Genomic DNA, 24,069 nt, shown 5'->3' with positions numbered 1-24,069 from the left:
GGGCCCGGATCAGGTGCGTGGGCCGGCCTCAGGCTCCTGCGCCGCGGCGTCGAGGGTGTTCGCCAGGTCGCCGGGGACGACCAGCGGGGGCGGCCCGAAGGCCGTGCGCGTCGCCTGAATGACCGCCTTGCCCATCGCATGGTTCCCCGCCCCGCCGATCGCGGCCCCAACACCGAAGGGCAGGGCCCGGCCGAGGAGGGCGCCGCCCTGGCGGGCGACCATCCGCCGGATGAACCGGCGCCGGATGCTCGCGCTCAGCGCGCGGACCAGGGACGCCGGCGCGGCGCTGCCCACGGCGTTCCCCCAGGGCTGCTGTCCGGAGGAGACCGAGGATCCGCCCAGCCCTGACTGAATCAGCGCCATCCCCTCCTCGCCCATCAGGATGGCCATCACCATGGTGCGCGACCGCTCGGGGTCGTCGGTATGGACGCCGTGGAGTTCGGCGATCGACTGGGCGTAGAGGGCCGTCGCCTCCAGGAAGCCTACTGTGGCTGCGGCTGACAGGCCGAGCGAGGCGATGGTGCCGACGGCGGGCACCGCCGCCGTCGCGCCCACGGCGGCGCCTGCGACCGTGATCGCCCGGAGATAGTCGCGTTCGAGGAGTTCGGCGAGCTCGGCGGGGGTGGCCGCCGGGTGACGGCGCCGCACCCGGCGGAGGTTGGCCAGGACGAGGGGGCGCTGGACGTCGATCGCCCGCTCGATGCCCCGGTAAATCTGGGGCTTGGGGTTCCCTTCCTTGTCGAAAAGGGCACTGCTTGCGGCCTTCGCGGCCGGATTGAATCGGCCATTGCTTCGTGGATTCACTCGGATGAGTTCCTTTCACAACCGGTCATCCGGTAGGGATGGCGCGTGCTTTCAGTCTAGGGCTGGACGCTGGGCGGCGGTGCGCGGAATCAGCGGCCCGCCGGCAGGCCGGGGAACGTGGCCGCCGGATACGGAAAAGGGCGCCGCCGGAAGACCGACGGCGCCCTGACTCAGCTGTTCCCCCAGGTTCAGCCGGCACCCTGTGGGTGCATCCGGGTTATGCGCGTGAGCGGTTCTTCGTCACGGCGCCGTAGATCACGAGGACGATCAGGGCGCCGATGACGGCGAAGAGGATCGACATGAAGGAGAAGGTTCCTCCCATGTCAACGCCGAGGATGCTGTTGCCAATGAATCCGCCCAGCAGTGCGCCGACGACGCCCAGGATCATCGTGATGAGCCATCCGCCGCCCTGACGGCCGGGAAGGATCAGCTTGGCGATCGCGCCGGCGATCAGGCCGAGAATAAGAAATGCGAGGAAATGCAACATGAGGTGCTCCTTGAGTGATAATTGGCTGCCCACCGAAGCGGCCAGCTACTCGAATAAAACCGATGCACCGGGGTGCAACTTTTTGACACTCTACTTCATCAGCATGCTTACCGTTCAATCCTACCACCAGCGAAGCAAGGATATTCTCCTGCGACCGGCTCCCGCAATGGCCCCACGCCCGGTGTCACGGCAGGCGCCGCGGCCGGATTGCCGCAGGAAATATCCGGGTGGCAAGTATGCTTAGCACCACCTCGTCGTCAAGCGGCGATTTGGCATCCTTCGGGACTGTCCGAGATATCGGGGCGGTCCATCGCGAATTTTCAACCAAGGAGTAATGGCCATGAGAATCGGATCCTCAATAGCTTTGATCGCGATCGGGGCAATTCTTGCTTTTGCCGTCGCCGACATCGTGAGCTTCATCGACCTCCGGCTGGTCGGGTACATCCTCATGGGTGTCGGACTTCTCGGCCTGATCGTCTCGCTCTTCCTCAACGCGCCGCGCAGCCAGCGCCGGGTCTCCGAGTCACGCTCACTGCACGACCCCGGAACCGGCGAGACCATCACCCGCAACGAAACGCGGGACGGCCTCTAGGAGAGCCCCACGGCTGGATTCCAGGCCGGGATCCGACGGCCGGACCTTTCATTCAACGGGCCGGAGCGCAGGCGCTCCGGCCCGCTCCATGTCCCCACATCTTTGGGTCTGTGGGAATTTCCATCGAATCCCTTGCTTGTCGGGCAAAGGGGCAGATAAACTCACATAACCACAGGCCGGAGGTTCGACCGGCTGGACAACGGAGTCGCCATGTTCGCTGAAGAACGTCAACGCCAGATCAGCACCCTCGTACGCACCGACGGCCGCGTGAGCGTCACCGAGCTGTCCGAGCGGTTCCGCATCACTTCCGAAACCGTGCGGCGGGACCTTGCGCTGCTCGAAAAGGACGGTGTCCTGCGCCGCGTGCACGGCGGCGCCGTCCCGTGCGACTCCGTCAGCACCCGCGAGTCCAGTGTCGAAAGCCGCCAGGCCCAGTACCGCGCCGAGAAGCAGCGGATCGCCAAGGCCGCACTCGACATGGTCCCCTCGACCGGATCGGTGATCCTTGACGCCGGCACCACCACGGGCGCCCTCGCCGCCCTCCTCGCCACCGAATCACGCACCGACCTCACGGTCATCACCCACTCGGTTCCGATCGCGCACCTCATCACCGGCTCCTCCGTCCACCTCGAACTGATCGGCGGCCGGGTCCGGGCGCTCACCAGCGCCGGAGTGGGAAGCAGCGCCGTCACCGCTTTCTCCCGGCTCCGCGCCGATGTCGCCTTCATCGGAGCCAACGGCGTGGCCGAGCCCTTCGGCCTCAGCACCCCGGACTCCGACGAGGCCGCAGTCAAGACCGCCATCGTCCGCTCGGCCCGCAGGGTGGTCCTGCTCGCCGATTCGTCAAAGTTCGGCGAGGAATCCCTCGTCAGCTTCGCTTCCCTGGAGGAGATCGATGCAGTTGTCACGGACCGAACACCCGGGCGCGCCCTTGCCGCGGCCCTCGCAGACGCCCAGGTCGAGGTGGTGAGCGCATGATCATCACGCTGACCGCCAACCCCAGCATCGACCGCACCGTCGAACTGCCCTCCGCCCTCGCCCGGGGCGAGGTACACCGGGCGCTCAACGCCCACCAGGAAGCGGGAGGGAAGGGCGTGAACGTGAGCCGCGCGCTGACGAAGTCGGGCGTGCCGTCCCTCGCGCTGCTTCCCGGGGACGAGGGGGATCCGGTGCTCGCCGGGCTCGCCGCCGCCTCGGTTCCCTACCGGAGCCTGCCCATCGGCGCCGCGCTGCGGACGAACACCGCCCTGACCGAGCCGGACGGCACCACGACCAAGGTCAACGAACCCGGACCTGTCCTCAGCCCGCAGCACACCGCGGCGCTGCTCGACCTCGTGGTGGAGGCCAGTGCCGGAGCCTCGTGGCTCGTCCTCGCCGGATCGTTGCCACCGGGGGTGTCAGCGGACTTCTATGCCTCCGCGACGGCCGCGGTGCGGAAGCGGTACGGCTCCACGGCCCCCAGGGTCGCCGTCGACTCCTCGGGCAGCGCCCTGGCCCACGCCGCCGCGGGAGCTCCGGACCTGCTCAAGCCCAACGCCGAGGAGCTCTCGGAGCTGACGGGCCTCGGGGCCGGTGCCGAGCTCGAAACGGACCTCGAACTCGCCCTGCAGGCCTGCACCGCCCTGATTGGCGGCGGGGTGGGTGCGGTTCTTGCCACCCTCGGCTCCCGGGGTGCGTTGCTTGTCACCGCCTCGGGCGCCTGGCACGCCCGCCACAGTCCGGTCACGGCGCGGTCGACCGTTGGCGCCGGCGACTCGGCACTGGCCGGCTACCTGCTCGCCGCCGCCGCGGGGGAGGACCCCGAGGGGTGCCTCCGCCAGGCGGTCGCCCACGGCTCGGCCGCGGCGTCGCTGCCGGGATCCGAAGTCCCAGCCCTGAACCAGACAACTCCGGAGGCCGTCACCCTGACCGCCTTCGCCCCAGCTCTCAACTCCGGCGCACCCGCGCACCAGGCAGCATCGTCTCCAAAGGAGGAAAACTGAATGTCCGATCTCATCACGCCGAGCCTCGTCACTCTCGATTCGAATCTCGGGACTGACCGCTCGGCCGTCATCCGGTACCTTGCGGAACAGGTCACCGCGCAGGGCCGGGCCTCCGGCGCCGACGGCCTTTACGCCGACGCCATCGCCCGGGAGGAGAAGACGGCGACCGGGATCCCCGGCGGCATCGCCATCCCCCACTGCCGCTCCGGGTCGGTCCTCGAGCCCACCCTCGCCATGGCCCGCCTCGCTCCCCCCGTCGACTTCGGCGCGAAGGACGGTCCGGCGGACCTCGTGTTCTTCATCGCCGCCCCCGACGGCGCCGACCAGGAACACCTGAAAATGCTGTCCAAGCTGGCGCGGTCCCTGATCAAGAAGGATTTCACCGCCGCGCTGAGGAACGCCGCCTCCGAGCAGGAGGTGGTCGACCTCGTCGAGGGCGCCCTGGGCACCGGCAAGGCGCCGGCCGCAGCCCCAGCGGCGGCCGCAGCGGCCGGAGCCACCGGGGGTACGGGAGCCCATGCGGCCTTTGCACCGCCTGGCAGCACCGAGCAGGCACCGGCCGGAGCGCCCGCCGCGCCGGCCGGCGATGGCGACGGCGAGGTCCGCCGCCTGGTCGCGGTCACCGCCTGCCCCACCGGCATCGCCCACACCTATATGGCGGCCGACTCCCTCGTCGCCGCGGCCAAGGAGCGCGGCATCGACCTGCAGGTCGAAACGCAGGGCTCCTCGGGGGCAACACCCCTTGATCCTGCGGTGATCGCGGCGGCGGATGCCGTCATCTTCGCCGTCGACGTCGACGTCCGCGACAAGCACCGCTTCGCCGGCCTTCCGGTCATCAGTGCCCCGGTCAAGCGTGGAATCGACGAGCCCGGCGAGATGGTCGACGAGGCCGTTGCGGCGGCACGGAACCCCTCGGCCCGCCGGGTCGCCGGCGGCGGAGGCGACACCGAGACCGCCGCAGACACGAGCCGGGAGGGCATTGGCGGAACGTTGAAGCGGGCGCTGCTCACCGGCGTCAGCTACATGATCCCCTTCGTCGCCGGTGGCGGCCTGCTGATCGCCCTCGGCTTCCTCATCGGCGGGTACGACATCACCGAGGTCGCCGATACCGTGGTGATCGAGAACAGCTTCGGCAACCTGCCGGAGGGCGGCCTTTCAACCTACCTCGGGGCCGTGGCCTTCAAGATCGGCCAGCTGTCGCTGGGCTTCCTGATTCCTGCGCTGGCCGGCTACATCGCCTATGCCCTGGCGGACCGCCCGGGCATCGCGCCGGGCTTCGTCGCCGGCGCGGTCGCCGGGTTCATGGGTGCCGGCTTCCTCGGTGGCATCGTCGGCGGCCTGCTGGCCGGTTATGTCGCAATGATGATCGGGCGCCTGAGTGTCCCCCGCTGGCTGCGCAGCCTCATGCCCGTCGTCATCATTCCGCTGGTCGCCTCGCTGGTCGCCTCCGGCCTCATGTTCCTCGTGCTCGGCGGACCGATCGCCGGCCTGACGACCGCGCTGAATGACTGGCTGTCCGGACTGACCGGATCGGCGGCCGTGGTGCTGGGGATCATCCTCGGCCTCATGATGGCCCTCGACCTCGGCGGGCCCGTGAACAAGGTCGCCTACTCCTTCGCAGTCGCCGGACTGGGTGCGGCCACCGCGGCCAACCCGGCACCCCTGCAGATCATGGCAGCCGTCATGGCAGCAGGCATGGTGCCGCCGCTGGCGATGGCCCTCGCAACGGTCATCGACCGCCGCAGGTTCTCCCAGGCCGAGCGGGAAAACGGCAAGGCCGCCTGGCTCCTCGGTGCCTCATTCATCTCCGAGGGTGCCATCCCGTTTGCTGCGGCCGACCCGCTGCGCGTAATCCCCGCCTCCATGGTGGGTGCCGCGGTGACCGGCGCGATGGTGATGGGCTTCGGCGTCACCTCCCGGGCTCCCCACGGCGGGATCTTCGTCCTGTTCGCGATCGACGGCGTTGTGTGGTTCGTCCTGTCGATTCTCGTCGGGATGGTCGTCTCGGCCGTCGTCGTCGTCGCCCTCAAGCGGATCGGGCAGCGCAACAAGGACCGCAACGCCGCCGCCGCCGAACCGGTCGCCGTCTAAGCCGCACCCGGAGGCAGCAGGGGCAAGTTATCCACCCCGGAGCCGGTTCTACCGGCTCCGGGGTGGATACCTGCTCCCGAAACGCAGATGATGAAAGACCAGCAGAACCGACCGATCCACCCCAAGCGAAGGAAAAGACAATGCCCGAACGCAAAGCCACTGTAGCCAGCCGTGTAGGACTCCACGCCCGCCCCGCCTCCATCTTCGCCGAGGCGGCCGGGGAGGTCCCGGTCGAGGTGACAATTGCGATGGACGGCGAGCCCGCCGATGAGGCGATGGACGCTTCGAGCATCCTGTCGCTGATGAGCCTGGGGGCGTCCCACGGTGACGTTATCGTCCTGCGCGCCGACGGCGACGGGGCCGAGGAGGCCCTTGAGTCCCTCGCGAAGATCATCGAGACCGACCACGACGCCGAATAGCGGAAGGGCCCTCCCCGCACTGGCGGAACCGGGCTGTGCACCTGGGTGCGTCCCCCCGTTCCAACGCACCCAGGTGAAATAACAATCCGCTGACCCCCCACGTTCAGCGGCAGTTACATATTCATTATTTTTTCACACGAATATGAAAGTGTGAACACCGTAAGGCAACGATTGTGCTTCGATCCGGCCGCGGTCAGGCCAGCGGGTTTTGCTGCCTGCCGCGGTACCGGCTGACCCCGATCAGGGTCAGCCCCGAGACGACGAGCAGGATCGCGCCATAGGGCAGGAGCACCTCGAGAATTGCAAGTTCGATCCCCTCGAGCAGCTGGAGGACCGCAAAGCAGACGACGAGGAAGAAGCCGGCTGCGAGCAGGGCGCAGGCGAGCCGGTGGACCGGCCGTGAGCCGGGGCGCCGTGCCGCGGCTGCCGCCGGCCACACGAGGCAGCCTGCCACGTATCCCGGATAGAGGCGGCCAACATCCGCATACAGCTCGACGGTGGGCTGGTCCGCATACATCCACAGGCCGGTTGAGGACACGGGAAGGTCGCTGAGGGCGAAAAGGACAAAGGTGGCGGCCACGGAAACGAGCAGCACCGGGATCCCCACCGGGCCCACGATCAGGTTCCGTGAGCGCTCCGCGCCGAAGGCGGCGGCCATCCGAAGTCCGAGCAGGACGAAGACGGCGAAGAGCGCAAGGCGGATGACCAGGTTCGCCCCGTTCCAGCCCCCCAGCACCGCGTCGACCGCGAGGTAGATCGGGGGGAGGGACAACCCTACGGCGACTGTCATCAGGACGAGGGCAGCGAAGACCATCCGGCCGCGGCCCCGCCGGACCCGGGGCACGCGCAGCAGCGTGCCGAGGATGCACAACAGGAGGGCGGCCCATTGGATCAGGTGGCCGCTCATCCCAGGTTCTCCCAGATTGCGCGGTCCCGGCTTTCGTCGGCGTCCGCCTTCCGAAGCTGCTTGCCCAGGGCATCGAGCCGGTCCCGCGCGAGGAGGACCAGCTCGGTGTCCGAGAGGGCGTTGAGTGCATCGGCACGACCGGTGGCGGGCCATCCGCCCTCGGCAGAGGTCAGCAGGCCCGTCACCACGAGGCCGCTGGTGGAGGAGACGCCGGCGATCCGGGACGCCTCGATGGCAAGACTGGGGCTGAGCCGTCCGGCGGTGAGCTGCGCCGAAAGGTTCTGGCGGGCGATGCCCGCACGCTCGGACAGCTGGTGGCGGAGGTCCCCCGGATCGATCGCGTCGATCCAGGCACGCACCGAGTTGCGGTGGGGAAACGGGAGAAGGTCCTCCGCGAGCGCGCCGACTGGGTCTTCCTCGCCCCGCGCGACGAGGAGCTTGAGGATGTCGCGGTGGGACACCTGGCTGAGGAGCTCGGCACTCGTCGGCGCCCGCATCCCCGTTCCAAGGTCCGTATAGCCTTCGAACTGCGCGAGCGCGCAGACGGGGTCGAGCCCGTAGCCGCGCGCGACGGCAATCAGGGTGCCCACCGACACCTTCCCGCGCACGAGCTGCTGGGCCAGCGTCGACCGCTTGATGCCGGCCGAGCGGCAGAGGTCGGAGACCGAGTCCGTCGGGGCGATCTGCTGGCGCCACAGCTGGAATGCTTTGGCCGTGACAGCCATCCCCACCTCCCATTGGACATCCGGTGATTAGTTCGCAGTATACTTAAAGCGCTGGCTCCCCATTCTGCGATTCCCCCATACGCAGAACGTGGAGCCAGCTTTACGTTAACCCCCAGGCTTCCCCGCGGGCCCTTCGGGCTCCGTCCGTGCGGAAGCCGTCGCCTGCCTAGCTGCCGCGGACCCTCAGGTCGACGTAGACGAGGCGGTGGTCGCTTGAGGGGAACGGGAAGATGCCGGTCAGCTCGGAACCCGGAGTTCCCACCCGCGGCCAGAAGATGCCGCTTCCGAGCACCGGCAGGTTCTTTGAGGGGAGGACGTAGTCCACGCGCAGGTTACCGGCCGACTGGTCCTCGAAGTCGGCGGTATCGTGTCCCGCAAATCCGCGGTGCCCCGCATTCGCGCCGCCCTGCAGGGCCGAGGCCTCCGCGGCTCCATCGGAGGAAGGCATCGGATCGTGCACGAGGCGGTGGATCAGGAGCTGGTCGATCGAGCCGGCGATCGAGTCGCCGTCGAACGGGTCGCTGTTCTGGTCGCCCAGCACGACGAACCGCTCGCCCGGGTCGAGCCCGCCCCGCCGGCCCTGGTCGTCGTAAAGGTAGGCGGCCGTCTTTCCGCCTTCGATGTAGTCGGCCCACATCCGGATCTCGTCGTTGTTGCGCCGGCCGTTACGGTCCTCGCGTCCGTCGAAAACCGGTGGTGTCGGGTGGCTCGCAAGGAGATGGATCGACTTCCTGCCGACCAGCACCGGAACATCCCAGTGGGACTTGCTCGAGAGCCGCACCTGCGCGAGCTCCTCGGCGGAGAACCAGTCGGCACCATTTGCCACCGGGTCGGTGGGAAGCAGCGCGCCGGGCATGTCCTTCCACAGGAAGTTCCGGAAGGTGCGGACGTTGGCCGTATCGATCGGGTACTTCGAGTAGAGCACCATGCCGTACTGGCCCTCGAAGGCTCCGTAGCCCAGGGCATCGTCGGGTCCGCCGACGGTTCCGTCGTTGTTCAGGTCCATTCCACTGGGCACGCCGGTATTCGAGGGTGCGGTGTAGACGTAGGGGTAGGTGATCCCCGACCCGGCGGATGACCCGGCTGCAAGGTAATTGGTGCGGAACAGTTCCGCCGCGCGGTGCGCCGGATCGTAGTCGAACTCGTTCAGCAGCACGACGTCGGGGGCGGTGGCCTGAATGATGCCGGCGACGGCGCGGGCCTGGGTGCTCTTGGTGCCCGACAGTTCGCGGACCAGGTCCCCGGGATTCTGCCGGTTGAGGCTGGCGTTGTAGGTTGCGACCCGGACCGAAGGGGCTCCAGGGCTGTCCTGTGCCACCTCAACCTGCGTGGCGGGCGGTGCGTAGGCGGGCGCTGCGGAGGCGGGGACCGCGGCTGGTCCGGTGGCAATCGTCCCACCGGCGGCGAGCAGAACCGCTGCCGTCAGCGCGGCTGAGCACCGTCTCAGTAGTCGCATGAGTCCCTTCCGCATCGTCCCGGTCCGGTATCAAACCCTACCGGCAGGCAGCGGGGGTGGCACACCCGGAACGATAACGATTTCAAACAAGGGCTTCCACAAGCGGAACCCGGCGCTCCGGCGCGCGGACGGCGCGGAAGAATTCGCCGGGGAACGGTCCCGCCGCGAATCCCCCCGGCGGAGTCGGACTCCGCGCCCCGGTGTCGGGCCGTTACGCCCCGGGAAACGGCGCCCCGGGAGGGCCCACGCGTGGCCGGGGCTGCCTGGGCAGTCGGGCGGGTCCCCGCGACGGTTCGACGCCGGCCGCAGCCTCCGCCGTACCCAGGGCCCGCTCCAGCGCCGTGACCGACGCCGCGTAGTCGGCCAGCAGAGATTCCGTCCCGATCCCCTGCCCCGATGCCGCTGCCGGCTCCGACTCGAGCGCCCGACGCCGGCGCAGGGCCTCGCGCATGGCGGCAAGCACACGGCGCGACTCGGGCCCGTGGGTGTCGCTCATTGCCGGGTAGTCAAGGGCCAGTGCCGGGTCGAGTTCGTAGGCCGCCCAGCGGCGCAGCACGGCGTCGTGCCGGGCCTGATGGGAGCGCAGCCGGCCGGAGGCGGCCGCCGTCCGCCGGATCCCGGCACGCCGCTGCTCCCTCAGTCCGAGCCAGGCGGCACCCGCGGTGGTTGCTACGACCGCAGCAGCGGCCGCAGCGCCACCGGCACCCGCCGGGACCGCCGCGAGGCATCCCGCGACCAGAACCAGGAGGGCGGTGAACGCGAGCCAGAAGAGCGTGTCGGCGTCCGCGCGGCGTTTGAGGGCGGCGTCGATGCGCCAGGCGGCACAACCGGTCAGCGCCGCTATGGCAGCGGCTGCAACGATCAGTGCGGTGGCGTCGCGCATTGGACTACTTTCGCGGGTGCCGTCCGGACCCTTGGCCGGGCGGGCGGTTACCCCTCCATTTCAGACGCAGCACGGGCCGTAGTCAATCCCCTCGGATCTCGATCCGGATCGCCCGGACGCGGAATACCCCGCCCGTCGGTACCGGTGGCGGAGGCGTCGCCGGAGTCCAGCCCGTCGTCCAGGGCCCGCCGGATCACCTGCGCGCCGAGCGGGGCGAACCAGTCGATCATCAGCGGTGCCATCAGAACGGCAGGCAGTAATAAACAGGTACCGATTTTTAGGGCGAAGACTATTTCCCGCTGGTACATTCTGTTCGTGTGCCGACGCAACTAAGTCGGCGGTCAGCGAGCGGCACGAGTGCCGCCGTCAGGGTTCGCCCGAAAATATTTGCAGCGCGTGGTCTCCGCCCTATGGGCAATGCATTCGGAGGCAGGAAATTGGGAAATCTCAATGCTGACACCGTGGACATCTGCGCTGCCCGCTCGTGGGCACCTGTCTTCTTTTCAGTCCCGTCCTCCGGGACGTTCTCTCAGGTGACAAAGGGGTCATCATGCGTTTAACCATCAGAATACTCACCCCCTTGATGGTGGTCGGACTTTTTGTCGGTCTCTCCACTCCGGCCGCGAGTGCGGCACTCGTACAGGTGAGCGCAACTGTCGAAACTGCCCAGATTCCCGGCTCAGGAGATGCCGCGGATGACCCAGCCATTTGGATCCACCCCACCGACCCGTCGAAGAGCACCATCATCGGCACGGACAAGAGCACCGATGGGCGCGGTCTTGTCGTCTACGACCTGTCCGGACGGCAGTTGTTCTACTACCCCGACGGACGGATGAACAACGTTGACGTCCGCTACAACTTCCCCCTCGGCAACAGCCGCGTCGGCCTGGTCGGTGCCTCAAACCGGGAGCGGAGCCTTGACTTCTACAAGGTCAACGATTCGGATCGATCGCTGACGAAGGTCGGCAGCTTCGCCCCCACTGCCAATATCGGAACGCCCCGCGGGTTCTCCTTTTACCACTCCCCGGAGACCGGGAAGTACTTCGCTTTTGTCACCGATATTGGCAAGGTCGAGCAGTGGGAGCTTGACGGCTCCACCGGATCGGTCACGGGCCGACTCGTGCGGAGCTGGACGGTAAGCGGTCCGGCCCACACCGAGGGTCTGGTGGCCGACGATGAAATGAAGCGCCTTTACATCGCGCAGGAGGACGTCGGCGGAATCTGGCGCTACGGCGCCGAGCCCGGGGACTCCACCGCAGGGACGAAGGTTGTCAGTACGATCGAGAATGGCGGCGACATCGTCCAGGACATCAAGGGCATCAGCATCTACTACGGTGGCGGTGGCGCCGGTTACCTCCTTGCCGCAAGCCAGGGTTCCGACCGATTCCACGTCTATTCCCGCGACGACAACCGGCCGCTGGGTGCCTTCGCCATCCCGACCGGAAACGGCATCGATGCTGTCACCGGCATTGACGGAATAGACGTCACCAATTTCGGCGTCGGGGGGCCCTTCCCCCAGGGCTTCTTCGTCACACAGGACCACGCCAACGACAACGGGCAGCGACAAAACTTCAAGGTGGTGCCATGGCAGTCCATCGCTGCCGCCTACACTCCGGCTTTGCTCGTTGATCCGGCCTACGACCCGCGCAAAATCGGGGCTGGCACCCCCGCTCCCACTCCGCCTGACACCACAATCACGAGCAAGCCGGCCAACCCGACCACCTCCACGTCGGCCGAGTTCAGCTTCACCTCGCCATCGACCAGCGCCACCTTCGCCTGCTCGCTCGACTCCGCAGCATTCGTCAACTGCACCAGCCCGGTGTCGTACCCTGGATTGTCCAATGGCTCGCATACCTTCCAGGTTCGCGCCTCTGACCCGAACGGCGTTGACCCGACTCCTGCCAGCCATACGTGGACCGTGGACACGACGCCCCCGGAGGGCGACACCACGCCCCCGGAAACAACCATCACATCGGCGCCACCTGCGACGTCGTCGTCGACCAGCGCCTCCTTCGCATTCACCTCGAATGAAGCAGATTCCACCTTCCAGTGCAGCCTGGATGGTGCACCGCGCCTCGCGTGCACCTCGCCCCAGGCCTACACCGGGTTGTCCACCGGATCGCACAGATTCGATGTTTGGGCCACCGACGCAGCAGGCAACACCGACCCTGTGGCAGCGACGCATACCTGGAGTGTCGGCCCCGGGGACACGACGGCGCCGACGGTGACGGCTGTCTCTCCGGCTGCCGGCGCGACCGGTGCGGCGGTGACGGCGAATGTGACGGGGACGTTCTCGGAGGCGATGGATGCCTCAACGGTCACGTCTACTACGTTCACGCTGAAGACGGGGACGACGACCGTGCCGGCCGCCGTGACCTACAACAGCACCGATCGGGTGGCCACGTTGAACCCGGGCGCGGATCTCGCGGCGGGCACGACGTACACGGCGACGATCAAGGGCGGCGCCAGCGGGGTCAAGGACACTGGCGGCAACCCGCTGGCATCGGACAGGACCTGGACCTTCACCACCGCTGCCGCGGGTGGAGGCACCCCGGGGACCGTGATGGTCACCGCCACCGCCGACAGCTATGTGTCGAGCGCGACGGCGGCGACGAACTATGGCACGCGCACCACGCAGAATGTGGACGCCAGTCCGGTGGATGTCACGTACCTGAAGTTCGACCTGTCGGCCTACGCCGGCAGGACGCTGGAGAGTGCGGCGCTGCAGCTCAGGAGCGCTGGGAGCGGGTCGACGGGTAAGCAGAACATCAAGCTGGTGGCCAGTGACAGCTGGACCGAGACCGGGATCACCTACAGCAACCGGCCGGCGGTCGGGACCAGCATCGGCACCCTGGGCCCGACCGCGGTCAACACCAACTACAGCGTTCCGCTCACGGCCAGCGCCCTGACCGGTGAGCTCGGCCAACAGCTCTCACTGGCAATGGACTCGACCAGCAGCGACGGCCTTACCCTTCACTCCAGAGAGGCCGGCAGCACCGCCGCACCCAAGCTCGTGCTCACCCTCGGCGGCGGTGGGGGCGGCCCCGGTGATACGACGCCGCCGACGGTGACGGCTGTCTTGCCGGGCCCCAATGCCACCGGTGTGGCGGTGGGAACCAACGTGACGGGGACGTTCTCGGAGGCGATGGATGCCTCGACGATTACACCGTCCACGTTCACGCTGACGACGGGGACGACGACCGTGCCGGCGGCCGTGACCTACAACAGCACCGACCGGGTGGCGACGTTGAACCCGGGCGCGGACCTGGCGGCGGGCACCACCTACACGGCCACGATCAAGGGCGGCACCAGCGGGGTTAAGGACGCCGCCGGCAACGCGCTGGCATCTGACAGGACCTGGACCTTCACCACCGCCGCCGCCGGCGGGGGCGGGGGCACCCCGGGGACCGTCACGCTCACGGCCACCGCCGACAGCTACGTGGAGAGCGGGACGACGGGCACGAACTACGGCACCTCGGCCCTGTTGGGCGTGGACGCCAGCCCGGTGGAGGTCTCCTACCTGAAGTTCGACCTGTCGGCCTTCGCGGGCAGGACCCTGGAGAGCGCGACCCTGCAGCTGCGCAGTGCCGGCAGCGGGTCCACCGGCACCCAAAACGTGAAGCTGGTGGCCAGTGACAGCTGGACCGAGACCGGGATCACCTACAGCAACCGGCCGGCGCTCGGGACCAGCATCGGCACCCTGGGCCCGACCGCGGTCAACACCGACTACCGGGTTCCGCTGACCCTCAGCGCCCTGGCCGGTGAGCTCGGCCAGCAGCTCTCCCTGGGCATGGATTCCACCAGCAGCGACGGCCTGGACCTCAACTCCAGGGAGGCCGGCAGCACCGCCGCACCCAAGCTCGTGCTCACCTTCAGGTAGGTGCACGATCTGGGTACAAACACAGGAGCAGGCCAGAGGCTGATGCCTCTGGCCTGCTCCGCGGGTGGGCCCTGTGGGGCTCGAACCCACGACCCACGGATTAAAAGTCCGATGCTCTACCAACTGAGCTAAAGGCCCGTCCGTCGCCGGCCGGTTCCACCGGCCCGCGCAACACTTCAACTTTATCCCAAAGAACCCGCGCCGTTGCACCCGACTCTCCCTCCTGGACAGCCACGCCGTTGCAGCCCGCCGGGTGGGTGTCGGTCCGTACGCTTCGGACGGCCCGCTGCGGCAGGAGTATCCTCATTCCATGGACGGCGACTACACCAACAAGAGCCCGCGGCCCCACAAGCCGAAGCCCTTCGCCCCGGCCGATTTCGAGGTTTTCGCCGGCGGGATCGACCCGTCCCGGGTCTCCGAGGCCGCACACCTGACGGCCCACGCGCTCGTGCACCATGGGCGGGAGGCGGACGACCCCGAGATCACCCGGCGCCTCGTCGAACTCGCCGATAAACAGGGGCTGGAGGCCGTGGCGGAGATGTGGGCCGAAAGCCCGGCCCGATCCCTTCCCGGGGCCCTGTGGCGCCTCTACGCCCTGCGTGCCGCAACGCAGAAGGATCCCGAGCGCATCGCGTCATATTTCACCTCCGGCAAGGAGGTGGCCCAGGTGTCCAAGGTGGTCGCCGGCGTGGCCGAGCCGCCCGGGGCCACCGAGATGACCGACATGGCGGACAAGATCCTGTCCGGCGCCTTTGAAGGGGATTTCGACGTCGCCCTCGAACGTTTTGCCGCGTTCTGCCGGGTCGTCGCCCTGGGCCAGGTGAACCACGCGGAGCAGGCGCACCACTCGAACGCCGCCCACGCCTCGCGGCTGACGAGGAATTCACACCGGCTGATCAAGACCGCCGAGGACCTCGAGCACGCCGCGGCCGCCTGGCGGCGGGGAGAGCTTGACTAGGCGGGCGCGCGCCGCAATGTTGACACTGGGGCGGCAGAGTAGAAGACTGAAATCGGCGTCGGACCGTGGAACCCCCGGGCTTCAACACTCAGCCGCTTCGAGCGGCCTTCCGCCGAGAGGCGCTCCCGGTTCGACGCCATTACCGCGCCTGGTCCCAGTGCGCCCCCCATTTCGACGGCCGGTACGGCCGTCCGCGCCTGAGACAGGGAAGCACCAGTGAAGTTACGCCTCTTCCCTCAGGAAAACGCAGGTCTCGAGCTGCTGTCCCGCATGGCCCGGCAGCTCGTGCTCGGGGTGGGCACGATGTCGGCGGTGCTCGGCGCGACAACCGAAGAGTACGACCGCCTGGCCGAGGAAATGCACCAGCACGAGGCGGTGTCGACCGATCTGCACTTCGCCCTGCTGACTTCGATGCGCACCTCGTTCGTGAACCCGCTCCCCCGCGAGGATCTCTACACCCTTTCACGGCTGCTCAACGAGGCGATCGAGAAGCTCGACGGCGCCGCCGAGCTAATCGCCCTGTACAAGCTCAACCGGCTCAGCCAGCGTGCGGCCGAACAGCTCGAGGTGATCAACCGCCAGGCCGAACTGACAGCCACCGCCATGCAGCGCCTCGACTCGATGGATGAGCTCGAGGAGTACTGGATCGAGATCCTGCGCCTGGCCCGCCGCGCCGAACGCACCCACCGCAGCTGGTGCGCCGAACTGCTCAGCGAGCACAAGCCGCTGGCCTACGCCCGGCACCGGGACATTGCGAACCAGCTTGTCGAAGTGACCAAAGACATCCGCAAGGTAGCCACCCACGTGGGCAGCATCCTCGTGAAGGAATCGTAGGTGGAGCCCGTCCTGCTGGCCGCCGTCGTCGGCTGCGCCGGGGCCTTCGCGTTCCTCAACGGCTTCCACGACGTGTCGAACTCCGTGGCGGCGGCGGTGCGCACCCGCGCCCTGACCCCCACCGTGTCGGTGTTGCTCGCGGCGGCCTTCAGCCTCACCGGCGCGCTCCTGAGCACGTCGCTGGCGCTGTTCCTGACCGATGCCGGGCTGCGCCTGCCGCCGGGCACGACGGGTTTGGGCATCCTGCTTGCGGGCCTGCTGGGGGCCGGCTGCTGGGGCCTTTTCACCTGGTACCGCGGCAAGCCGTCGTCGTCGACCCACGCCCTGATCGGCGGGATCATCGGTGCCGGCGGTGCCTCGCAGCTCCTGGGCGGGCAGGCCATCGCTGGCTCCGAGCGCGTCTTCTTCTTCCAGATCGTCCTGCCGCTGCTGCTTTCCCCCCTGGTGGCCTACCTCCTGGCCTATGTGCTGGTGTTCGCCGCGACGTGGGTGCTGCGCTACAACTCCCCGCGGCGGGTCAACCGGGGGAACCGGATGGCCCAGTCGGTCCTCGCGGGTGCCTTCGCACTGGGCCACGGCCTCCAGGACGGGCAGCGCACCATGGCCGTGATCCTGCTCGCCCTGGTGGCGGCCGGGTCGTCCAGCGGCGCCCAGATGCCGTTGTGGGTCCAACTGTTCGCCGCGGCGCTCCTTGCCTGCGGGTCGGCCTTCGGCGGGTGGCGCATCACGCATACGCTGGCCAACCGGCTGGTGCGGATCGATCCGCTGCGCGGCATGAGCGCCCAGGGTGTGAGCACGGCGATGCTGTTCATCGGTGCGATCTCCCTGCATGTGCCGCTCTCGAGCACCCACACCATGACCTCGGCGATCGTGGGGGCCGGAGCGAACCAGCGGTTCGCCTCGGTGCGGGGGAACGAACTGCTGCGGATCCTCATCGTCTGGCTCGCCACGGCCGCCGTCGCGGCCCTGCTGGGCGCCGTCTTCTTCCTCGCCCTGAGCCCGTTGCTCTAAGTCCCCGGCGCGGTTCCCGGGGCGCCTACCCGGGCCTTAACCGCGAAGGCCCCGCCGCCGTCCGGAACTCCTCCGGGCGGCGGCGGGGCCGATGGGTGCGTCGAGTTATCCGAAACGGCCGGAGACGTAGTCCTCGGTGGCCTTGATGGTGGGCTTGCTGAAGATCGTCGCGGTCTCGCCGTACTCGATGAGCTTGCCGGGCTTGCCGGTGCCCGCGATGTTGAAGAACGCGGTCTTGTCCGACACCCGGGCGGCCTGCTGCATGTTGTGGGTGACGATCACGACCGTGTAGTCGTTCTTCAGTTCGTTGATCAGGTCCTCGATGGCGAGGGTCGAGATGGGATCGAGCGCCGAGCAGGGCTCGTCCATCAGGATCACCTCGGGCGAGACGGCGATCGCCCGGGCGATGCACAGGCGCTGCTGCTGGCCGCCGGAGAGGCCGGAGCCGGGGCGGTCCAGGCGGTCCTTGACCTCGTTCCACAGGTTCGCGCCGCGCAGGGACTTCTCGACGAGGTTGTCGGCGTCGGCCTTGCTGATCCGCTTGTTGTTGAGCTTCACCCCGGCCAGGACGTTGTCCCGGATGGACATGGTGGGGAACGGGTTGGGCCGCTGGAACACCATGCCGATCTGGCTGCGCACCGTCACGGGGTCCACATTCTGGTCGTACAGGTTGTCCCCGTCGAGCAGCACCTCGCCCTCGACCCGGGCGCCGGGGATGACCTCGTGCATGCGGTTGAGGGTGCGCAGGAAGGTCGACTTGCCGCAGCCGGAAGGTCCGATGAAGGCGGTGACGGAGCGGGGCTTGATTTCAATGTTGACGCCCTCCACAGCAAGGAACTTGCTGTAGTAGACGTTGAGGTCCTTGACGTCGATTCGCTTGGACATGGTTTCCTTTTTGCGTTGTTGCCGCGGAAGCTCAGCGGCTTGTCTTGGGGGCGAACATGCGGGCGATCAGGCGGGCGACCAGGTTCAGCAGCATGACCATCAGGATCAGCAGGAGCGCCGCGGCCCAGGCGCGCTGCGTGCTGGGGTCGGTGTTGGTGGGGGAGGTCGGCGTGAGGATCTGGTAGTAGATCAGGGTGGGGAGGGTGCTCATCCAGCCGCTGAAGACGTTCCAGTTGATGGCGCTGGCGAATCCTGCCGTAACAAGGATAGGAGCCGTTTCGCCGATTACCCGCGCGATGGCGAGGGTTACGCCGGAGGCGATACCGGAGATGGCGGTGGGAATGACCACCTTGGTGATGGTGCGCCACTTGCGCACGCCCAGGGCGTAGGCCGCCTCGCGCAGCTCGTTCGGCACGATCTTGAGCATCTCCTCGGTGGAGCGGACCACAACCGGGATCATCAGGACCGACAGCGCGACGGCGGCCACGAAGCCGGTGCGCGTTCCGGGCCCGAACAGCAGCCCGAAGAGGGCGGCGGCGAAGAGGCCCGCGACGATCGAGGGGATGCCGGTCATCACGTCGACGAAGAAGGTGATGGCGCGGGTCAGCGGGCCGCCCGTGCCGTACTCGACGAGGTACACGGCGGCGAGCAGGCCGATGGGCACGGAGATCGCCGTGGCCCAGAGGGTGATCTGGAGCGTGCCGACCACGGCGTGGTAGGCACCGCCGAGCACGGGCGTGCCATTGGCCACCGAGGCGTTGTCGACGGCGCCGGTCACACCGTTCAGCGAGGTGAACAGGAAGTCGTAGGAGATCCCGGGCAGGCCGCGCTCGAGGACGGTCCACAGCACCGAGAGCAGCGGCAGGAGCGCCACGATGAACGACCCGTACACGAGGTAGGTGGCCAGCGAGTCGGTCGCCTTCCGTCCGCCTTCGACGACGGCGGTCACCGCCGTCGCGCCCAGGAGGAAGAACAGGGCGGAAAAGACGCCCCAGGACACGGCGCTGAAGCCGACCAGGGAGGCGGCGGCCGCGCCGAAGATGAGCGCCGCACCGAGGACGACCCAGACGGCGTAGGAGGGCAGCTTCCCCTTGGTGAGGGAGGACTGCCGGCGGGCAAGGGTTGCGCTAGTCATTAGTTGGCCCCCGAGAATTCCTTGTGGCGGGTGATGATCCAGCGCGCCACCATATTGACGGCCAGGGTGATGAGGAACAGCACGAGGCCCGCGGCGATGAGTTCGCTGAGCCGCAGTCCGAAGGCCTCCGGGAAGTTGAGGGCGATCTCGGCGGCGATCGTCTGGTTGCCCGAGGCGATGAGGCTGGCGGTGAGCGCGCCGCCGGAGAGTACGAGGGCGACGGCCATGGTCTCGCCGAGGGCGCGGCCCAGGCCGAGCATCGCGGCGCTGATGATGCCGGGGCGGGCGAAGGGAAGCACGGCCATGCGGATCATCTCCCAGCGGGTGGCCCCCATCGCCAGCGCGGCCTCCTCGTGGAGGTTGGGGGTCTGGAGGAAGATCTCGCGGCTCAGGGAGGTGATGATGGGGAGCACCATGACGGCGAGCACGATGCCCGCGGTGAGCATCGTGCGCCCGGTCTGGCTGGCCGGGCCTTCGAAGATGGGGATCCAGCCGAGGTTCTCCGCCAGCCATCCGTATCCCTTGGCCAGCTCGGGGGCGAGCACGGCGTAGCCCCACGCCCCGTAGACCACCGAGGGGATCGCGGCAAGCAGGTCGATGACGTACCCGAAGCCCTGGGCGAGCCGCCGCGGCGCGTAGTGCGAGATGAACAGCGCCACGCCGATCCCCAGCGGGGTGGCGATCAGCAGGGCGATGGCGGCGGCCACCACCGTGCCGATGACGATGGGGAAGATGTAGGTGCCGAAGCCCGCCCCGCCGGTGATCTCGGTGGAGTCGGCGCTGGCCACGGGGAGTGCCTGCACCAGCAGGAACACCGCCACGCTGAAGAGAACGGCGAGGATGAGACAGCCCGCGGCGAGGGTGAGGCCGGAGAAGATCTTGTCTCCGGACTGGCCCGCGCCGCGGGTCTCGGTCAACGTAGTGGTGGACACTGCTAAACCCTTCGGAACTGTTTTGCTGGAGTGCACTGCATGTCTCGGGTAGTGCTTTGGATAGTGTTCATCGTTCCCCCTGCCATTACAAACCGGCCGCCCCAGCCGGCCGGTTCGTGAACAGCGGAGTGCCCCGCCCTGTCGCTCGGCGACCGGACGGGGCAGCTGCTGGGGCGCCTAGGAGGCAACGGTGATCGAATCGATCGCCGTCAGGGCCTGTTCGCGGAGGGTCTCGGAGATCGGGGCGTTTCCGGCCGACTCGGAGGCATCCTGCTGGCCCTGCTCGCTGACGGCGTAGGAGGCAAAGGCCTTCACCAGGTCCACGGTCTCCTGGTCCTCATACGTGGAGCAGTAGATGTGGTAGGACACCAGGACGACGGGGTAGGCCCCGGAAGCCTCGGTGTCACGCTCGAGTTCGAGGGACATGTCGACCTCGGCGCGGCCCTCGAGCGGGGTCGCGGCCTCGACGGCGAGCGCGGCGGCCTCGGAGCTCAGCTTGACGTACTCCTCACCGACCTTCACGTAGACCTGGCCGAGGTCGCCCACGGCCGAGGCGTCGGTGTAGGTGACGGCGCCTTCGGTGGAGGAGGTCGTGGAGACGACGCCGTTGGTGCCCTGGGCGTTCTCGGCGACGAGGGCGGAGGGCCACTCGCCGGAGGCTTCGTCGGTCCACACTGAGGGAGCGGCCTGGGCGAGGTATTCGGTGAAGTTTTCGGTGGTGCCGGATTCGTCGCTGCGGTGCACCACGGTGATGGCCGTGTCGGGGAGTTCGACGCCCTCGTTCTGCGAGGCGATCGCCTCGTCGCTCCAGGTCTCGATCTCGCCCCGGAAGATGGAGGCGATGGTGTCGGCGTCGAGGTTCAGCGCTTCGATGCCGGGAAGGTTGAAGGCCACGGCGATCGGGGAGACGTAGGCGGGGATGTTGAGTGCGCCGTCGGGGCCGCAGATCTCCTTGGAGGCCTCGTACTCCTCGTCGTCGAGTGCCGCGTCCGACCCGGCGAACTGGACGCCCTGCGCCAGGAAGGCGTCACGGCCGGCGCCGGACCCGTCGGGCGAGTACTGGACCGTCGCTCCGCTCTGGGCGGTCTGGAAACCGGACTGCCAGGCCGTCATGGCGGCGTTCTGGGCGGATGAGCCGGCACCGGTCAGGGTGCCCGAGACTGCGGCGGTCGACTCGGCGGAGCCGGCCTCAGCGGCGGGGGCGTTCGTGGCGTTGTCCGAGCCACACGCGGTCAGTGCCAGTGCGGCCACGGAGATAACCGCCGCTGCGCGGCCGAAGCGAAGAACCTTCACGTGATATTGCCCCTTCCAGGGTTCGAACGTCAGTGCGCAGGTGACACCCGGGAGGGTGTGAGCGTCCTCGTACACCCCTCACGCTAGAGCGCCCAGTTAACGAGACTGGCCCCAAAAGGTGAACGGAAGATGAACACGGCAGGGACATTGGCTCCCTATGGGAAACTGGTCCCATGCCCCGCCGAGGAATCGCCGCTGCCACAGCCTTCCTGGGCAACCGGAGCAGGGTCGGGTTCAAGCGCAGCTCCAACTCGGTGCTCACGGCCCTGCAGATCACGGTCTGCGCCGTGGGCGCCTACGCCTTCGCCGAGCAGGTGCTCGGCCACGACGGGCCCCTCTTCGCGGCGACCTCCTCAATGATCGCCCTCGGCTTCTCCAGCGATCCGCGGCTGCGCCGGGTGCTCGAGGTGGGCCTTGGATGCACGCTCGGCATCGCACTTGGCGATGTCCTCCTCACCCTGCTGGGGACGGGGATCTGGCAGGCGGCCATCGTCCTCTTCGTCTCGATCCTGCTCGCGCGGTTCCTCGACAGCGGCACGATCTTCACGACCCAGCTGGGCCTGCAGTCCCTGCTCGTGGTCCTCCTGCCCGCCCCGGCGGGAGGGCCGTTCGCCCGCAGCGCCGACGCCGTCGTCGGCGGGGCCTTCGCGCTGATCATCACCATGCTCGTCCCGCGCGATCCCCGCCGCGAGCCGAAGGCCGAGGTGCGGAACCTCCTTGAGGAGGTTGCCGGCCTCCTGCGCGAGGACGCCGAGGCCCTCATCCGCAGCGACTCGACCCTGGCCTGGCACGCCCTGGTGCGCGCCCGGAACACCCAGTCCTCAATGGACGCCCTCATGAAGAGCATGCTCGCGGCGCGGGAGCTCGCGACGCTCTCCCCCGTCCAGCGCCGGCACCGCGAGGAACTCGGCTCCCTCGAGCAATCGATCGAGGCGATCGACCTTGCGGTGCGCAACAGCCGGGTCTTCTCCCGGCGGCTGACCTCGGTCATCAACCATGCAGCGCTCAGCGATGAGGCAATCGCCTCCCTGAGCCAGGCGCTTGAGGACACCGCGGACGCCGTCACGGTCCTCGCCCGCGGCCTGGCCGGCTCCCACCCGGCGGAGCGGCGGTTGAACCTGCGCTCCGCCCGCAACGACCTCGCGGCCGTCGCCACCCTGCTCCATCCCGCGAAGCTCAATGTGTCGCGGCTCGAGGGCGAGGGGCTGATCCTGCTCTTCCGGCCCCTGGTCGTCGACCTGCTCCAGGCGGCCGGGCTCACCCACGACGAGGCAGCGGGCTACCTCCCCCGGCTCTGACCCGGCGGGGCGGGTTCCGCGGCAGGAATGTCCGGGGCCGCCGCTAGGCTGAGGGGATGGCAACAAAGACTGCGGCCGCGCGCTCCGGACGCGGAACCAACCCCACCTACCGGTGCGCCGAGTGCGGCTGGACGACGGCGAAGTGGGTCGGCCGGTGCGGGGAGTGCCAGGCCTGGGGCACTGTGGAGGAGACCGGCCAGCCGGTGGCGCGCACGACGGCGGCGGCGGTCGTCACCCAGGTGGCGCAGCGCATCGCCGACGTCGACGCGACGACCGCCGCGTTCCAGGCCACGCGCATCGACGAGCTGGACCGCGTGCTCGGTGGCGGGCTGGTCCCCGGGGCCGTCATCCTGCTGGCCGGTGAACCCGGAGTGGGAAAGTCGACCCTGCTGCTTGACGTCGCGGCCCGCGTGGCCCGGCTGGGGCGCGACGTGCTGTACGTCACCGGCGAGGAGTCGGCCGCCCAGGTGAAGCTGCGCGCCGAGCGGATCGCCGCCGTCGCGGACTCGCTCTACCTCAGCGCCGAGACCGACCTCGGGCAGGCCCTGGGCCAGGTCGAGAAGATCCAGCCGGCCCTGCTCATCGTCGACTCGGTGCAGACCCTCAGCAGTTCGGCCGTCGACGGCTCCGCCGGCGGTGTGACGCAGGTCCGGGAGGTCGCCGCCTCCCTGATCAGCGCCGCCAAGTCCAAGAACATGACAACGCTCCTGGTGGGGCACGTCACCAAGGACGGCTCGATCGCCGGGCCGCGCCTGCTTGAGCACCTGGTCGACGTCGTGTGCCAGTTCGAGGGCGAGCGGCATTCGCGCCTCCGCCTGCTGCGCGCGGTGAAGAACCGGTACGGCCCCACCGACGAGGTGGGCTGCTTCGACCTGACCGATGCGGGCATCGAGGGGCTCGCCGATCCGAGCGGGCTGTTCGTCTCACGGACGAAGGACCCCGTCTCCGGAACCTGCATCACCGTCACCCTCGAGGGACGCCGGCCGCTGCTCGCCGAGGTCCAGGCGCTGCTGGCCGAATCGGCAAACGCCCAGCCGCGGCGGGCCACCAGCGGGCTGGACAGCGCTCGGGTGGCGATGCTGCTCGCCGTGCTGCAGCAGCGCGCCTCGCTCAGCCTGGCCAAGGACGACAGCTACGTGGCCACCGTCGGCGGGGTGAAACTCTCCGAGCCGGCCACCGATCTCGCCGTCGCCCTGGCGGTCGCCTCGGCGAAAACCAACCAGCCGCTGCCGGCCCGCCTGATCGCCTTCGGGGAGGTCGGGCTCGCCGGCGAGGTGCGGCCGGTGCCGGGAATCTCGCGGCGGATCCACGAGGCCGAACGGCTCGGCTTCACGCACGCCGTGGTCCCGGCCTCCCCCAACGGGCCCGGGCCGGTGCCCAAGGGCTTCACGGTGCGGGAGGTCTCGACGCTCACCGAGGCGCTGGCACTGATTTTCTGAGCCGGCACCGCCGCCCGGGCGCCCCGGGCGGACCCCGGCGGGCCGGTGGGCCCGGCGC

Annotated in this window: 22 protein-coding genes and 1 tRNA gene; 11 read left to right on the top strand and 12 right to left on the bottom strand. The window is 68.7% G+C overall.

Features of this window, described 5'->3' with window-relative positions; all coding sequences use genetic code 11:
• Positions 1–9 precede the first annotated feature (9 nt).
• Both ACX80W_RS07585 and ACX80W_RS07580 read right to left on the bottom strand, forming a co-directional pair.
• Positions 10–804, bottom strand: coding sequence for a hypothetical protein (locus ACX80W_RS07585; RefSeq protein ID WP_459281921.1), 795 nt, complete (start codon positions 802–804; stop codon positions 10–12).
• Between the two features lie 217 nt (positions 805–1,021).
• A complete protein-coding gene (locus ACX80W_RS07580; RefSeq protein ID WP_459282240.1) occupies positions 1,022–1,288 on the bottom strand; it encodes a GlsB/YeaQ/YmgE family stress response membrane protein in 267 nt (88 codons plus the stop codon).
• A 343-nt stretch (positions 1,289–1,631) separates the two neighbouring features.
• Between ACX80W_RS07580 and ACX80W_RS07575 the strand changes: the two genes are divergently transcribed.
• From ACX80W_RS07575 to ACX80W_RS07555, 5 genes are all read left to right on the top strand, one after another.
• Positions 1,632–1,883 (top strand): DUF6458 family protein, encoded by a 252-nt coding sequence (locus ACX80W_RS07575; protein ID WP_459281920.1) that lies wholly within the window; start codon positions 1,632–1,634, stop codon positions 1,881–1,883.
• A gap of 210 nt (positions 1,884–2,093) precedes the next feature.
• Positions 2,094–2,861: a DeoR/GlpR family DNA-binding transcription regulator gene (locus ACX80W_RS07570; RefSeq protein ID WP_459281919.1), complete on the top strand. Its 768-nt coding sequence runs from the start codon at positions 2,094–2,096 to the stop codon at positions 2,859–2,861.
• Positions 2,858–3,865 carry a 1-phosphofructokinase family hexose kinase gene (locus ACX80W_RS07565; protein WP_459281918.1) on the top strand — a complete coding sequence of 336 codons (1,008 nt, stop codon included), beginning with the start codon at positions 2,858–2,860 and terminating at the stop codon, positions 3,863–3,865. Before ACX80W_RS07570 ends, ACX80W_RS07565 begins: the two co-directional genes overlap by 4 nt.
• Positions 3,866–5,956 (top strand): PTS fructose transporter subunit IIABC, encoded by a 2,091-nt coding sequence (locus tag ACX80W_RS07560; RefSeq protein WP_459281917.1) that lies wholly within the window; start codon positions 3,866–3,868, stop codon positions 5,954–5,956.
• Positions 5,957–6,096: 140 nt separating this feature from the next.
• The gene (locus tag ACX80W_RS07555) at positions 6,097–6,375 is read left to right on the top strand and encodes an HPr family phosphocarrier protein (protein WP_459281915.1); all 279 of its coding nucleotides are present in this window, start codon (positions 6,097–6,099) and stop codon (positions 6,373–6,375) included.
• A 193-nt stretch (positions 6,376–6,568) separates the two neighbouring features.
• On the opposite strand, the gene ACX80W_RS07550 is transcribed toward ACX80W_RS07555, so the two are convergent.
• The 5 genes from ACX80W_RS07550 to ACX80W_RS07530 all read right to left on the bottom strand — a co-directional run bounded on the left by ACX80W_RS07550 (position 6,569) and on the right by ACX80W_RS07530 (position 10,654).
• Entirely contained in the window at positions 6,569–7,282 is a 714-nt protein-coding gene (locus tag ACX80W_RS07550; protein WP_459281913.1) for a hypothetical protein, read from the bottom strand.
• Entirely contained in the window at positions 7,279–8,007 is a 729-nt protein-coding gene (locus ACX80W_RS07545; protein WP_459281911.1) for a hypothetical protein, read from the bottom strand. The genes ACX80W_RS07550 and ACX80W_RS07545 overlap by 4 nt, the downstream gene beginning before the upstream one ends.
• A gap of 166 nt (positions 8,008–8,173) precedes the next feature.
• A complete protein-coding gene (locus tag ACX80W_RS07540) occupies positions 8,174–9,463 on the bottom strand; it encodes an endonuclease/exonuclease/phosphatase family protein (RefSeq protein ID WP_459281910.1) in 1,290 nt (429 codons plus the stop codon).
• A 211-nt stretch (positions 9,464–9,674) separates the two neighbouring features.
• Positions 9,675–10,346, bottom strand: a complete 672-nt coding sequence (locus ACX80W_RS07535; RefSeq protein ID WP_459281908.1) for a hypothetical protein — start codon at positions 10,344–10,346, stop codon at positions 9,675–9,677.
• Positions 10,347–10,393: 47 nt separating this feature from the next.
• Complete coding sequence (locus tag ACX80W_RS07530) at positions 10,394–10,654, bottom strand: hypothetical protein (protein WP_459281907.1); 261 nt, start codon at positions 10,652–10,654, stop codon at positions 10,394–10,396.
• 242 nt (positions 10,655–10,896) lie between these two features.
• On the opposite strand from ACX80W_RS07530, the gene ACX80W_RS07525 reads away from it, so the two are divergent.
• A complete protein-coding gene (locus tag ACX80W_RS07525) occupies positions 10,897–14,226 on the top strand; it encodes a phytase (RefSeq protein ID WP_459281906.1) in 3,330 nt (1,109 codons plus the stop codon).
• A 65-nt stretch (positions 14,227–14,291) separates the two neighbouring features.
• Here the strand turns inward: ACX80W_RS07525 and ACX80W_RS07520 are convergent.
• Positions 14,292–14,364 (bottom strand) — tRNA-Lys (locus tag ACX80W_RS07520).
• 172 nt (positions 14,365–14,536) lie between these two features.
• On the opposite strand from ACX80W_RS07520, the gene ACX80W_RS07515 reads away from it, so the two are divergent.
• The 3 genes from ACX80W_RS07515 (at position 14,537) to ACX80W_RS07505 (ending at position 17,029) form a co-directional block, all read left to right on the top strand.
• Positions 14,537–15,184, top strand: coding sequence for a hypothetical protein (locus tag ACX80W_RS07515; protein WP_459281904.1), 648 nt, complete (start codon positions 14,537–14,539; stop codon positions 15,182–15,184).
• 216 nt (positions 15,185–15,400) lie between these two features.
• Positions 15,401–16,018: a DUF47 domain-containing protein gene (locus ACX80W_RS07510; RefSeq protein ID WP_459281902.1), complete on the top strand. Its 618-nt coding sequence runs from the start codon at positions 15,401–15,403 to the stop codon at positions 16,016–16,018.
• Positions 16,019–17,029 carry an inorganic phosphate transporter gene (locus ACX80W_RS07505; protein ID WP_459281901.1) on the top strand — a complete coding sequence of 337 codons (1,011 nt, stop codon included), beginning with the start codon at positions 16,019–16,021 and terminating at the stop codon, positions 17,027–17,029.
• A 105-nt stretch (positions 17,030–17,134) separates the two neighbouring features.
• On the opposite strand, the gene pstB is transcribed toward ACX80W_RS07505, so the two are convergent.
• The 4 genes from pstB to pstS all read right to left on the bottom strand — a co-directional run bounded on the left by pstB (position 17,135) and on the right by pstS (position 21,274).
• Complete coding sequence (gene pstB / locus ACX80W_RS07500; RefSeq protein WP_459281899.1) at positions 17,135–17,914, bottom strand: phosphate ABC transporter ATP-binding protein PstB; 780 nt, start codon at positions 17,912–17,914, stop codon at positions 17,135–17,137.
• 31 nt (positions 17,915–17,945) lie between these two features.
• Positions 17,946–19,049 (bottom strand): phosphate ABC transporter permease PstA, encoded by a 1,104-nt coding sequence (gene pstA, locus ACX80W_RS07495; protein WP_459281897.1) that lies wholly within the window; start codon positions 19,047–19,049, stop codon positions 17,946–17,948.
• Positions 19,049–19,981 (bottom strand): phosphate ABC transporter permease subunit PstC, encoded by a 933-nt coding sequence (gene pstC, locus ACX80W_RS07490; protein WP_459281896.1) that lies wholly within the window; start codon positions 19,979–19,981, stop codon positions 19,049–19,051. The genes pstA and pstC overlap by 1 nt, the downstream gene beginning before the upstream one ends.
• 177 nt (positions 19,982–20,158) lie before the next feature.
• Positions 20,159–21,274 carry a phosphate ABC transporter substrate-binding protein PstS gene (gene pstS, locus ACX80W_RS07485; RefSeq protein WP_459281894.1) on the bottom strand — a complete coding sequence of 372 codons (1,116 nt, stop codon included), beginning with the start codon at positions 21,272–21,274 and terminating at the stop codon, positions 20,159–20,161.
• Positions 21,275–21,447: 173 nt separating this feature from the next.
• On the opposite strand from pstS, the gene ACX80W_RS07480 reads away from it, so the two are divergent.
• Together ACX80W_RS07480 and radA are read left to right on the top strand one after the other, a co-directional pair.
• Positions 21,448–22,572, top strand: coding sequence for an FUSC family protein (locus tag ACX80W_RS07480; protein WP_459281892.1), 1,125 nt, complete (start codon positions 21,448–21,450; stop codon positions 22,570–22,572).
• Positions 22,573–22,628: 56 nt separating this feature from the next.
• Positions 22,629–24,011 (top strand): DNA repair protein RadA, encoded by a 1,383-nt coding sequence (radA, locus tag ACX80W_RS07475; protein WP_459281890.1) that lies wholly within the window; start codon positions 22,629–22,631, stop codon positions 24,009–24,011.
• Positions 24,012–24,069: the final 58 nt, after the last annotated feature.

Source organism: Arthrobacter melezitosi (genome assembly GCF_054511055.1).
Note: the sequence above shows the minus strand (reverse complement) of the source record. Positions and strands in the feature narration are given on the sequence as shown.

Coding starts and splice junctions, on each gene's coding strand:
- ACX80W_RS07555 (WP_459281915.1), top strand. CDS start 6,097: ATGCCCGAACGCAAAGCCACTGTAGCCAGCCGTGTAGGACTCCACGCC.
- ACX80W_RS07515 (WP_459281904.1), top strand. CDS start 14,537: ATGGACGGCGACTACACCAACAAGAGCCCGCGGCCCCACAAGCCGAAG.
- ACX80W_RS07540 (WP_459281910.1), bottom strand. CDS start 9,463: ATGCGACTACTGAGACGGTGCTCAGCCGCGCTGACGGCAGCGGTTCTG.
- ACX80W_RS07550 (WP_459281913.1), bottom strand. CDS start 7,282: ATGAGCGGCCACCTGATCCAATGGGCCGCCCTCCTGTTGTGCATCCTC.
- ACX80W_RS07535 (WP_459281908.1), bottom strand. CDS start 10,346: ATGCGCGACGCCACCGCACTGATCGTTGCAGCCGCTGCCATAGCGGCG.
- ACX80W_RS07530 (WP_459281907.1), bottom strand. CDS start 10,654: ATGTACCAGCGGGAAATAGTCTTCGCCCTAAAAATCGGTACCTGTTTA.
- ACX80W_RS07525 (WP_459281906.1), top strand. CDS start 10,897: ATGCGTTTAACCATCAGAATACTCACCCCCTTGATGGTGGTCGGACTT.
- pstA (WP_459281897.1), bottom strand. CDS start 19,049: ATGACTAGCGCAACCCTTGCCCGCCGGCAGTCCTCCCTCACCAAGGGG.
- ACX80W_RS07480 (WP_459281892.1), top strand. CDS start 21,448: ATGCCCCGCCGAGGAATCGCCGCTGCCACAGCCTTCCTGGGCAACCGG.
- ACX80W_RS07560 (WP_459281917.1), top strand. CDS start 3,866: ATGTCCGATCTCATCACGCCGAGCCTCGTCACTCTCGATTCGAATCTC.
- ACX80W_RS07545 (WP_459281911.1), bottom strand. CDS start 8,007: ATGGCTGTCACGGCCAAAGCATTCCAGCTGTGGCGCCAGCAGATCGCC.
- radA (WP_459281890.1), top strand. CDS start 22,629: ATGGCAACAAAGACTGCGGCCGCGCGCTCCGGACGCGGAACCAACCCC.
- ACX80W_RS07565 (WP_459281918.1), top strand. CDS start 2,858: ATGATCATCACGCTGACCGCCAACCCCAGCATCGACCGCACCGTCGAA.
- ACX80W_RS07575 (WP_459281920.1), top strand. CDS start 1,632: ATGAGAATCGGATCCTCAATAGCTTTGATCGCGATCGGGGCAATTCTT.
- ACX80W_RS07570 (WP_459281919.1), top strand. CDS start 2,094: ATGTTCGCTGAAGAACGTCAACGCCAGATCAGCACCCTCGTACGCACC.
- pstB (WP_459281899.1), bottom strand. CDS start 17,914: ATGTCCAAGCGAATCGACGTCAAGGACCTCAACGTCTACTACAGCAAG.